Annotated in this window: 8 protein-coding genes; 6 read left to right on the top strand and 2 right to left on the bottom strand. The window is 41.0% G+C overall.

What is annotated here, in order from left to right; all coding sequences use genetic code 11:
- The first annotated feature begins 77 nt into the window (after positions 1-77).
- The 6 genes from ACS5PU_RS02800 (at position 78) to ACS5PU_RS02775 (ending at position 8,520) form a co-directional block, all read left to right on the top strand.
- Positions 78-542 (top strand): DUF4293 domain-containing protein, encoded by a 465-nt coding sequence (locus tag ACS5PU_RS02800; RefSeq protein ID WP_439457745.1) that lies wholly within the window; start codon positions 78-80, stop codon positions 540-542.
- Positions 543-570: 28 nt separating this feature from the next.
- Complete coding sequence (locus tag ACS5PU_RS02795) at positions 571-1,506, top strand: hypothetical protein (RefSeq protein ID WP_439457744.1); 936 nt, start codon at positions 571-573, stop codon at positions 1,504-1,506.
- A gap of 242 nt (positions 1,507-1,748) precedes the next feature.
- Complete coding sequence (locus ACS5PU_RS02790; RefSeq protein ID WP_439457743.1) at positions 1,749-3,638, top strand: DEAD/DEAH box helicase; 1,890 nt, start codon at positions 1,749-1,751, stop codon at positions 3,636-3,638.
- A gap of 194 nt (positions 3,639-3,832) precedes the next feature.
- The gene (locus tag ACS5PU_RS02785) at positions 3,833-5,680 is read left to right on the top strand and encodes an alpha-L-fucosidase (RefSeq protein ID WP_439457742.1); all 1,848 of its coding nucleotides are present in this window, start codon (positions 3,833-3,835) and stop codon (positions 5,678-5,680) included.
- A gap of 69 nt (positions 5,681-5,749) precedes the next feature.
- Positions 5,750-7,336, top strand: coding sequence for a bacillithiol biosynthesis cysteine-adding enzyme BshC (gene bshC / locus ACS5PU_RS02780; protein WP_439457741.1), 1,587 nt, complete (start codon positions 5,750-5,752; stop codon positions 7,334-7,336).
- Between the two features lie 98 nt (positions 7,337-7,434).
- On the top strand, positions 7,435-8,520 hold the full coding sequence (locus tag ACS5PU_RS02775; protein ID WP_439457740.1) for an Ldh family oxidoreductase: 1,086 nt from the start codon (positions 7,435-7,437) through the stop codon (positions 8,518-8,520).
- Between the two features lie 175 nt (positions 8,521-8,695).
- Here ACS5PU_RS02775 and ACS5PU_RS02770 read toward each other — a convergent pair whose 3' ends face one another.
- A complete protein-coding gene (locus tag ACS5PU_RS02770) occupies positions 8,696-11,374 on the bottom strand; it encodes a glycoside hydrolase family 3 N-terminal domain-containing protein (protein ID WP_439457739.1) in 2,679 nt (892 codons plus the stop codon).
- A 2-nt stretch (positions 11,375-11,376) separates the two neighbouring features.
- The gene (locus tag ACS5PU_RS02765) at positions 11,377-12,801 is read right to left on the bottom strand and encodes an alpha-L-fucosidase (protein ID WP_439457738.1); all 1,425 of its coding nucleotides are present in this window, start codon (positions 12,799-12,801) and stop codon (positions 11,377-11,379) included.
- Positions 12,802-12,815 lie beyond the last annotated feature (14 nt).

Below are 12,815 nucleotides of genomic sequence, written 5' to 3'. Positions count from 1 at the left end.
ATAATGCTACATCTGATTAAATCACAATTGCAAGCAAGGGCAATTTTATCTAAGTTTGCTGTAAATATTAAATTAACATGATACAGAGAATACAATCGATATGGCTTTTTCTGGCCTTTTTGGTTTTAGCATTAATGACTTTCTTACCCTTGGCAACCAAAGAGACTAGCGGATTGGAATCTATAGTATATACTTATGGTTTAAAAAGCCAATTTCAAGCAAATGGTTCAGGCTATAAAGTAGAATCATTTTTACCTTTATTGATTACCAATATTGCGGTTGCATTGATCTGTTTAATCAACATTTTCAACTATAAGAAACGTGGTTTCCAAAAGCGTTTTGCTATACTATCTATTGCATTAATCATCGGTTTTGCTTTTTGGTGCAGCGTTTATGCTCAAAAATTACCGGGTGGTGTTGAGGGCGCAAGTTTCGGTATTGGCGCCTATCTGCCTGCAATAGCTATCTTATTTGTTGTACTGGCTATTTTCGGCATCAATAAAGATGAAAGACTGATCCGTTCGGCAGAAAGGTTGAGGTAATCACCACAATATTTGTTAATTTCCCGACATGAAAAATACGCTCTTTTTCTTGGTTGCGGCCCTATTGCTTGGTTGCAGTTCGAAGGATAAAAACAAAATTTACGTTAATGCACAATTAACAAATTTCCAGTCGTGGATGGGCAGTCAGGTGGATGTTTATTCGCCAAATTCGTTAGATCCTGATCCCGACACCACCATGCACCTTTACGCGAGTGGTAAGCTTAAAGATACCCTACAGCTCAAGGGCACTGGGTATTACATCATTAATTTTGGTCCGAATACTTTTGAGGCTTATCTAGAAAAAGGCAAAGAATTTAAGTTTACTTCCGATTATGTGAATTTTTATGACAATCTGAAGTTTGAGGGAGACAATGCCGACATGAATACCTTCTTATTTAATTATCAAAGGGAAATAAGTAAGGCACCAGAAAATATCCAACTGGGAAGTTTTGATGAAAAGATGATGATGGCTGCCATTGAAAAAATGGAGAACGACATCAAGGTTTTTATAGATGCAAACGCAAAAAACATTCCTGATAGCTTAGTTGAAAGGGCCCGGCTGGACGCTAAATATGCCTTGAGTTTATGGTATTTTAAATATGCCGAACGGCACAACGTGAGCGAAATGTTCATCAATTTTCAAAGAAGATACGATTTCAATAATCCCAAATATTTAAAGCTTTCTTTCAGTTACGGAGCGGCTGCATTAAAGCACTACCTAAGCTTGCTTAACCTTGAAAAAAGGCCAATCTCCATAGAAACATTGGATGTTTTTTTGAAAGAAAAAAATACTGATCAGCAGCTCAGGGAATATGTATTGGCCAAATACGCCATTGATCGTTTCAGCCAAAATGATCCGGATAAAGCAAATACCTATAATTATTTATTAAACCATATTACTGATAATAGCTATAAAAAAGCGGCTTACAAAGTCCTGATCAGATCCAACAGGAAGCAATATTAAATAAATATCAATACCAACTGATAGAATAACATCAATGTTTATTTAAAAAAAACCTTAGCTAAGCATACAGAATTTCGGTTGCCGGTTGATGCAGGGCTGCTTCCATTTCCCATCGTCCATTTTACCGCTTTCATTACTTCCTTATTTTCAAATAATTAGCCCCAAAAACTATTTACTTGATTATCTGTGAAATACGGAATATTAACCTTACCTTTGCGGCTCAATTAAAAATAAAAAGACGAATGACAAACCCATTTCAATTATTGGGGATAAGTGATGACGTCGTTAATGCCGTAAAGGATCTTGGATTTGAAAATCCAACACCTATTCAGGAGCAAAGTATTCCTGTACTGTTAGAAGGCACTAATGATTTTGTTGGTTTGGCCCAAACAGGAACAGGAAAAACAGCCGCATTTGGTTTGCCGCTGTTAGAACTAATCGATTTTAAAGTTAATAAACCACAGGCATTGATTTTGTGCCCTACACGTGAGTTATGCTTGCAGATCGCTAACGACCTTAAAAACTTTTCTAAAAACATTGCTAATGCCCACGTAGTTGCCGTTTACGGTGGTGCGAACATTATGCAACAACTGCGCGAAATCCGTCAGGGAATTCAGATCGTAGTGGCCACGCCCGGCCGTATGTTGGATATCATTGGCCGTAAAGCCATTGATTTTTCAAACGTTAAATATGTTGTGCTTGATGAAGCTGACGAGATGTTAAACATGGGTTTCCAGGATGACATCAACGATATTTTATCAACTACTCCTGATGACAAAAAAACCTGGTTATTTTCAGCTACGATGCCTTCAGAGGTTCGCCGTATTGCTAAAAACTACATGGATAACCCTGTAGAATTAACCATGGGCACAAAAAACACGGGTAACGTAAACATCGAACACGAATATTACATTGTTCGTGCACGTGATAAATACGCTGCCCTAAAACGTATTGTAGATTTTAACCCAGATATTTTCGGGGTTGTATTCTGTAAAACAAAATTAGATACCCAGGATATTGCTGAGCATTTAATTAAAGATGGTTACAATGCTGATGCTTTACACGGCGATTTATCGCAACAACAACGTGATAAAGTAATGCAACGTTTCCGTGAGCGTAACATGCAATTGTTAATTGCTACTGATGTTGCTGCCCGTGGTATCGATGTAAGTGGTGTAACTCACGTAGTTAACTATTCTTTACCTGATGAGATTGAAAGTTATACCCACCGTTCTGGCCGTACCGGCCGTGCAGGTAAAACCGGTATTTCGATCTGTATCATCAACTCTAAAGAACTAGGAAAAATCCGTCAGTTGGAGCGCATTATTGGTAAACAATTTACCAAAGCTGAGTTACCTACAGGATTTGATGTTTGCGAAAAACAATTATTCTCTTTGGTACATAAAGTACATAACGTAGAGGTTAACAACGAACAGATTGATCAGTATATTCCCCGCATTATGGACGAATTTGCCGATTTATCTAAAGAAGATGTGATCAAACGTTTTGCTTCATTAGAGTTTAACCGTTTCTTGGATTACTATTCTAAAGCACCTGATCTAAATGCAGCTGTTGGTGATGAACGTGGATCGGATAGAGGCGAAAGAGGTGGACGCGGACGTGGTAGCGAAGGTTACACCCGTTTATTCATCAACTTAGGTTCTGTAGATGAGTTTACCCGCGGTGATATGTTATCATTTATCTGTAACAACGGTAAAATTGGTGGCAAAAGCGTTGGTAAAATCGATTTAAAAGGTGTTTTCTCTTTCTTTGAAGTGGAAGACGATGTAGCTGACAAAGTTTTTGAAGGCTTTAAATCTGTTGAGTTTAACGGACGTCAGGTACGCATTGAGAAAAGCGGAGACGGTGGTCGTGAAGGTGGTGAAAGACGCGGTGGCGGAGAAAGACGTAGCGGTGGTTTCGGCGGTGAACGCAGAGGCGGCGGTGGCGGTGGTTTCCGTGGCGGCGATAGAAGATCTGGCGGCGGTAGCGGAAGACGTGAAGGTGGAAACAGCGGTGGCGGTTTCAGGGATTTCTCTGGACGTAGCCGTGACGATAAAGGTGGTAACACTGGTGGTGGACGCAGAGAAGGCGGCAACCGCGAAGGTGGTGAGCGCCGTAAAAAATGGTAAATCACTAAACCAAATATTTTTACAAGCCGTCCCGATTTTTCGGGACGGCTTTTTTTTTTGAGGCGTAATTTCGGGAGATTTTTTTTAGCCACGGAAACACAGAAATCACGGAATAAAATATTTAAATACACGCCCTTTTCCTGCCAAAATCTTTCCAAAAACAGTATATTTAACGCTTATTTACACTAACCAATATGATGCGTTATTTAAGGTTTCTTATCCTATTTTCTACACTCCTCACTGGTAATCAGCTTTGTGCCCAACAAACAGCTCCAGATCAGAAAATGCAATGGTTTGCTGATGCCAAACTGGGCATTTTTATCCACTGGGGCATCTACTCCGTAAACGGCATTTCCGAATCGTGGTCTTTCTTCAACAATTACATCAACCACGATGCTTATATGAAACAGCTTGAAGGTTTTAACGCTTCAAAATATAAACCAGCAGAATGGGTAAGCCTGATCAAAGAAAGCGGTGCTAAATATGCCGTCATCACCACCAAACACCATGATGGGGTTTCCCTTTGGGATAGCAAAATGCCAAATGCGACCACAACCTTAAAAAACAGTGCAGCCAAAAGAGATTTAATTACACCATTTGTTAGCGAGCTGAAAAAATCAGGATTAAAAACCGGTCTCTATTTTTCGTTGCCCGATTGGAGTTACCCAGATTATGATGGTTTTACGAGGGATAGAAAACGCTACGATTATAAACAGGATCCTGCCCGTTTTAAAAAATTCCAGAACTATTTTCAAGGGCAGCTAAATGAGCTTTCAGTTCAGTATCATCCCGATCTGGTGTGGTTTGATGGCGATTGGGAACATAGCGGAGAAGAGTGGCAGGCCAAAAATATATTGGAGAATTTACGCAGGGTAAATGCGCAGATCATTATCAACTCACGCTTAAATGGTCATGGCGATTACGATACGCCAGAACAGGGCGTTCCGGTGGTTAAGCCCAGCTCGCCTGAGTGGGAACTTTGCTATACCATGAACGATTCGTGGGGCTACCAACCTTACGATAACCACTACAAATCTTCGAACATGATTATCCGCACCCTGGTTGATTGCATTAGCATGGGCGGAAATTTATTGTTGGATATCGGTCCAAAAGCAGATGGCACCATAGCCCCCGAACAGGTTAAAATTTTAAAAGATTTAGGCCGTTGGACCTCAAAACACAGCGAAGCCATTTATGGCACACAGGCCGGCATCCCGGCTGGGCATATTGTTGGTAAAACAACCTTATCTAAAAATAAAGATGTATTGTACTTATATCTCGACTATAAAACCAAAAACGGGATTTTACTTTCAGGTATAAAATCAAAAATAAACAAGATTGAAGTGGTTGGAAACAAAGCACAGCCATATACAATTAAATTAAATGAAACAGATTATCTCCTTAATTTTAAGGAAGCAGATTTTGACAGTGACGTAACCGTAGTAAAAGTATCGTTAAATGGCCCGATCCAACTCGCTGATGAGCAACGGGAAACACTTTCATTGGCAGACTTATATGCTGCCCCAAAACAACGGGGCTTAACCAATTTAAACCTGAGCAAACTGGCTGCAAATTTAAATGCAGGTATAAATGTATTTCAAAATACCAGTTTACCTGTTGATGGTTTAGATTTTAATCCGGGAATTAATAACATAGACCAAAAGATCAGCAACTGGGTAATTAAAAATGCCGAGGCACTTTACAAAACCGGAAAAGGAATACCGGCTGGTCATTATCAAGGCAATACAGCCCTTTCTGCCGATAAGCAAACGCTTTATCTTTTTGTAGAAGGAAAACCAACCGGCCCCATTGCCATAAAAGGCTTAAAAAACAACATTAGCCGGATAAGGGTGGTTGGCGAAGGCACGATGCTGAACCACGAAATTTACAACAAACTGTACTGGAGCAAAATACCGGGCATTGTTTACATTCCTATACCAGAAGATAAACTGGATACCGAATTAACTGTTATTGCGGTGCTTTTAGATGCCCCAATTGATTTATACCGGGAAAAAGTTGGGGCGATAGAAAGCAATCTCTAATTATTTAACAATTGTAAAATAGTTACGTGGCTTTATAATTATCCTTAAATTGCATTACTTTCGCACATCATGCAGGCAAAATATATCTCATATCAGGAAACCGGATCATTTTCAAAACTGGTTTTGGATTATATTAACAACGAAGAACAGCTTAAAGCTTTTTACAGTTACCGCCCTGATATGGAGGGTTTGGCCAAAGCAATCGAAAATAGGAATTTTACCGGAAACCGGGCAACCTTGGTTAAGGTGCTGCAGGATCAGTACCAGCATTTACAGCCTAATAAATCGGTTACCAAAAACATCGAACTTTTAGGCCTCGACAATACTTTTACCGTAACAACCGGTCACCAGTTAAACCTGTTTACAGGTCCGCTTTATTTTATCTATAAAATTGTAACCACCATTAATTTGGCCATTGAGCTGAAAATGGCCCACCCGGATAAAAATTTTGTACCGGTGTATTGGATGGCTACAGAGGATCACGATTTTGAAGAAATTAACCACGTAAGTGTTGATGAGAAAAACATCAGTTGGATACAGCAAACCAATGGCGCAACCGGAAGGCTGAGCACTAAAACCGTTGCTGCAGCTGTAACCGCATACAAAGGTTATCTGGGTATATCGAGAAATGGAAAGCGGATTGCCAAACTGGTAGAGCAGGCCTACCTGCAGCATGATAATTTAGCAGATGCTACACGGTTCTTGGTAAATAACCTGTTCGAAAAATATGGGCTTGTTATTGTTAATGCAGATGATGCACAGCTCAAAAAACAATTTGCCAGCATCATTACCGAAGATATTATTAAGCACAACAGTGCAAAAAACATCGAAAACAGCTCAAAAAACCTCGAAGATCTGGGCTATAAAACGCAGGTAAATGGGAGGGATATTAATTTCTTTTATCTCATTGATAACCTCCGCGAACGTTTGATTTTCGAAAAGGGGAAATATACAGTTAACCATACCGATATCAGTTTCACGGAAGAAGAACTTAAAGCCGAAATAGATTCGCACCCCGAGCGTTTTAGTCCAAATGTGGTAATGAGGCCTATGTACCAGGAAATTATCCTGCCCAACATTGCCTATATAGGTGGTGGAGCAGAGGTTGCCTATTGGATGCAGCTGAAAGCAAATTTCGATTTTTACAAGGTCGATTTTCCGGTTCTGCTTTTGCGCAATTCGGCCTTATTGATTGATAAAAGAAGCGCCGAAAACCTTTATAAATTAGGTTTTTCTTTGGAAGATATTTTCCTACCGGTTGAAGAACTGAAGAATACCTGGGTGAAAAGAAATTCTACGGCACAGTTGAGTTTAACAGATGAAACCAGGGCTATAAACAGCATTTTCGATCAGATTAAGCTAAACGCCTATAAAATTGATAAAACACTTTCTGTTTCAACTGATACGGCAAAACAGAGAACCAATCATTTATTGGCCAACCTGGAGAAAAAATTGTTCAGGGCCGAAAAACGGAAGCACGAAATGGCCCTGCTTCAAATAGATAATGTAAAGAAAAGGCTTTTCCCCAATGGAGCCCTGCAAGAACGTACGCTTAACATTGCGCCTATGTATGTAAATTATGGAGAAGATTTTCTTTCCTCATGCATCGAAAATTTCGAACCCCTGGGCGGCGATTTTACTGTTTTATTGCCTTAGTTTATTTTTAGATCCGTCATGCTGTCCCGAAGCTTCAGGATTAGCATCTATCATGAGAGACCCTGAAATGAATTCAGGGTGACGACAAATAATATGTTATGAACTTCATCACTTTTACCGAAACCAAACTCCGCACCTTTACCTATAACGTTTTTAAGAAAATGGGCTGCTCTGATGCACATGCAGATTTAGCAACCGATGTTTTAATCCGTTCTGATTTACGCGGTATCGATTCGCACGGTGTTGCACGTTTGAGCGGCTATGTGCGCTTGTGGGAAAAGAACAGGATCAATGCTACCCCAGATATTAAAATTGTGTACGAAACACCTACCACCGCCACCATTGATGGCGATGCGGGCCTGGGTTTGGTGGTTGCACCTTTTGCCATGAAAGTGGCCATTGAAAAAGCAGAAAAATATGGCAGTGGCTGGGTATCGGTTAAAAACTCAAACCATTTTGGCATTGCAGGTTACCATGCCTTAATGGCCGTGGAAAAAGATATGATCGGCATCAGCATGACCAACGCCAGCCCTTTGGTGGCCCCTACTTATGCCAACGAACGTTTATTGGGCACTAACCCGATGTGTTATGCCTTCCCAGCGGGGAAATACCCCCCGGTAATTGTAGATATGGCAACCGCAGCTGCCGCCAATGGGAAATTGGAAATTGCACAGAGAGCCAATAAAAGTATTCCGGATGGCTGGGTACAGGATAAAAATGGAGAAAACTCTACCAACCCCAACGAATTAAAAAACGGAGGTTCCCTTTTACCTTTGGGCAGCGATAAAGACCATGGCAGCCATAAAGGCTATGGATTGAGTGCAACAGTTGATATTTTATCGGCCGTGCTTTCCGGCGCCAATTATGGCCCGTGGGTGCCTCCTTTTGTGGCTTTTTTAGAACCTTCTGCAAATCCGGTGGGCGAAGGATTGGGCCACTTTTTAGGCGCCATGCGTGTAGATGGATTTAGACCAGCAGAAGATTTCAAGAGCCACCTTGATAACTGGGTAGAACGCTTTAAAAGTGCAAAAACAATAGATCCCGATAAAAAAGTAATTATTCCCGGCGAGCCTGAACATGAATTTGAACAGGAAAGAAAGATTAGTGGTATCCCTTTAATTGATGTGGTGGTTAACGATTTGAATGAACTGGCAGAGAAATTAGGGATTGAAGGATTGAGATAATCGTATTATGCTAACTGGTTAGTGTTCCGACCAGCCAGCTTACTGCTATAGGTTTCGGTCGGTGAGACACCGACCGATAGGCACAAATAAAAACAAATAAAAAAGCCGTAGAACTAACCAGGTTCTACGGCAACACGTATGATTATAACCCACCATACAGGGCTGAGAATTATCTTTAAGGTTTTACTGTTAATATTTCTTTCAATTGGAGCTCGCGGCTGGATGAACCGATCATGATCCTGAAATCGCCAGGCTCAATAACTGTTTTCAAATTGGCATTGAGCATCTGTAGCATTTCGGGTGTAATTTTAAAACTTAAGGTTTTGCTTTCGCCAGCCTTGAGTTTAACCCTTTGAAATCCTTTTAACTCCAAAACAGGCCTAACCACACTGGCCAACATATCGCGCAAATACAATTGTGCCACTTCTTCGCCATCTCTACTGCCGGTATTTTTAAGGGTAAAGCTTACAGTAGTACTTTCATTCGCTTTAATTTCTTTCCTAGCCAAGGTAATATTGCTGTATTCGAAGCTGGTATAGCTTAAGCCATAGCCAAATGGGAACAGTGGCTCTCCACTTAAATTGTTATAATCATCTCCCCTACCTGTAGGCTTATGGTTGTAAACAAGTGGCAACTGTGCTTCATGAACCGGATAAGTAATGGGAAGTCTGCCAGCAGGATTATAATCGCCAAATAAAGTCTCGGCTACAGCTGTACCCCCTTCCTCTCCCGGGTACCACACATTTAAAATTGCCGAAGCATTGTTTATCCAGTTGCTCATCGTTATGGCACTCCCACCAACCAGTAATACAATAACAGGTTTGCCCGTTTTAGCCATTTCCTGAATTAATAATTCTTGGTTGCCGGGTAAGCTCAGCATAGCGCGGTCCAAAAATTCGCCTTCTTTTATTCCTGCAGCTACTACAATGACATCTGCATCTTTAGCCATTTCTTTGGCTTCTGCAAGCATTTGGGCTTCTTTATCTACGATGTCATAATTCCAGATCAACTTGACATAGGCATTGCCCTTTGGCTCCTTAAACTCGATTTTGATTGGATAGGCTTTACCTGCTTCAAAATTAAAGTCTTCGGTACGGGTATGGTAAGAAGTTTTGTTCCATTGATCGATAATCAGCTTTCCATCCAAGTACAGGCGGTAACCATCGTTACCTGCCAAACCGATCTGAAATGTGCCTGTTTTTAACGGTTTAATTTCTCCCTGCCACCTTACCGAGTAATTATCTGTTGCCAATTTCTCGTTTGGCGAATAGAGTGTCCACATAAAATCAATCTGTTTATCCCTTCTGGTTAGTACCGGATTTCCAGAAAGATCTGTGGTATTAAAGTATTCGCCAGTTAAACCCTTCCCATTTTTTGAACTTAGAAAGGTAGAATCGACAACTACATATTTCCCACTTTCCCTAAAACTCCCCTGTGCATAATTGACCTTGATTAAATCGCCAGCCCTGGATTTTATTCCATCCAGAATGCTGATTTTACCCAACCCCGTTCCGCTATATCCACCCAAACGGGCCTCTACAGCATCTTGCCCCAGTACCAGGATGTTTTTCGGTTGTTTTAGCGGCAAGGTATTTTGATTGTTTTTGAGCAGAACAAACGACTCTAAAGCCGATTTTTTGGCCAGTGCCTTTGCCGAAAGATCAGTAAGCGACGCTTCTGCATCTTTTTCTGAAACATAAGGATTTTCAAATAAGCCCAACTCAAACTTGGCCCTTAAAACCCTCGAAACAGCATCATCTATGCGTGCCTGTGGAATGCTGCCATCTAAAAATGGTGGTTTAAAAAGTTTGTAGTGTTCATATTCTACCTGAAAAATAACATCCAATCCTCCATTTAAAGCCTGTACAGTAGATTCGGCATAACTTTTTGAGGTATTGTGCAGTACATTTGCACCGCCCACTGCACCTGCATCAGAAATCACAAAGCCTTTAAAGCCCCAGTCTTTTTTTAAGGTTTTGGTTAAAAGCCAATAATTTGAAGTTGCAGGCGTTCCATCTACACTGTTATAAGAGGTCATTACCGAACGTATACCAGCCTTTTTCACCCCTTCTTCAAATGCCGGAAAGTGTATTTCCCTCAAAAACCTTTCAGTTTTTTGAATGGGATAACTATCTCTTCCACCATCGCCAACATTAGCTATAAGGTGCTTGGGCGTAACCACAACATTTTCCCTTTCGATGGCATTCATAAACGCCACGCCCATCACTTTGGTTAGATATGGATCTTCACCATAAGTTTCTTCCACACGTCCCCAGCGCACATCATCAGCCATGTTTATTACTGGTGCCAATACATCCCTTATGCCCCTAACCTTGGCCTCGTGTGCAATTCTTTTGCCAATATTGGCCATGGTTAATGTATCAAACGTAGCGGCTAAGCCGATCGATTGTGGAAAGGCTGTTGCGTTTTTTCGCACCAAACCATGCAAAGCTTCATCAAACGCCAACATCGGGATACCGAGCCGGGTACTGTTAACCAAGTAACTTTGTAACTGGTTAACCTTTTTAGCGAGGGTAAAAGCGTTTTCGGTGGTATTGTAACTCAGCAATTGCTGAGCCTCGCCTGCCCCGCCCGATTGCGCACTAATCTGCAAGCCAAAAATTCCATTTTTATAGTTCCCTTTTGCAATTCCATCTACATCACCGGGTACCATGAACAACTGCCAGAATTTTTCTTCGGGCGTCATTCTCGCTACGAGATCCTTTACCCTTAAATCGATACTTAATTTTGGATTTTTATAGGGAAGGCTTTGCACTTGCTTAGTTTGTGCACAAATTCCGCCTGAGGCCAATAATGCTGATAATAAAAAAATGTATCTATTAGTTTTAAGCATAATTATTTGGATTCGGGTGTAAACGAAAATGCAAGGGCTATTTTCTCGTCCGTTTTAGGGAAACTGAACTGAACTTTGCCATTTACCAGTTTCCATTTTATTTTCTGATTGTTGCTTAAAAGTGTAATCAGTGTTCCTTTTTTAGGAATATTTCCCTGCCACGAAATTTCTTTAACAGGCGTGTCATTCATTAAGTATATGCCGTAAACGGTTTTGCCATCTTTACTTTGTGTAAACCAGTTTTGGCCGTCGTGGTAATTTTCAGTGATTCTTGTTCCGTAAATAGCAGCGCCGTTCTTACTTGTCCATTTGCCAATTTCGGTTAATTTATTCACCACGTCATCTGGCAATGTTCCATCTGCTTTTGGGCCAATACCCAAAAGTAAGCTGCCGCCTTTAGCTACAATTTCTACCAGCTTGTGCACCACATTGCCGGCCGATTTGTATTGATCGTTCGGTACGAAACCCCAGGCACCGCCCAAAGTCATGCAGCTCTCCCAAGGGTAATCTAACTGTGTTTCTGGGATTTTCTGCTCGGGTGTTTGGTAGTTTTCAAACTGACCGTGCACCGTCCTATCTACCATGAGTAACCCTGGTTGTGCTTTTCTCGACATGGCCGCAATTTTCGGCATATCGATATCCTGGCTCCATTTTGGGATATTTGCACCCCAAGAAAGTACTTCTTCGTTAACGGTTTCCAATGGTCTTACCCAACCGCCATCCAACCACAGAATATCTATGCTTCCATAATTGTTCATTAACTCTCCTATTTGGTTTTGGGTAAAGTTTTTAAACATATTCCACCTCCATGGGTATTTGCGGATGTCATAATTGTTGTTGCGGTCGGCAGTGGCGTATTTATCCCACCAATAATATTGCGAGTGCCAATCGGGTTTAGAAAAATAGGCACCGATCATAAAATTTTCTTTGCGGAAAGCATCAAATACATATTTTGCAACGTCTTTCCTGCTGTTATTTGCAAACGGACCTTTAGCAATGCTAAAATCAGATTGCTTGGTATCGAACATGGCAAAACCATCGTGGTGTTTGGTGGTAAAAACCAAATACTTCATCCCCGCAGCTTTACCGGCTTTAGCCCACTGTTCGGGGTTAAATTTTGTCGGATTAAATTGTGTGCTTAAACCCCAGTACCATTTTTTGTAATCATCGTAACTAACGGTGGTATCGCGCTCAATCCAGTCTTCTGAACATATAGACCACGATTCGATAATGCCCGGCACGGCATAAAGGCCCCAGTGAATGATCATTCCAAACTTCTTATCCTGCCAGGATTCGAGTTTTTGTTTAACTGCAGCATCTTTAGGCCATTCGTAAATTTCGGATTGTGGCATAATATCGTTCTGCTGGGCATCCGAGAATTTCACAAAAGTAACTAAATAAATAAGGGTTAAATATATTTTTTTCATGGTTAAATGATGTC

The organism is Pedobacter sp. GSP4, assembly GCF_051857575.1.
Lineage (GTDB): Bacteria > Bacteroidota > Bacteroidia > Sphingobacteriales > Sphingobacteriaceae > Pedobacter.
The sequence above is the reverse complement of the archived record's forward strand: the minus strand, read 5'-3'. Positions and strand labels throughout refer to the sequence as shown.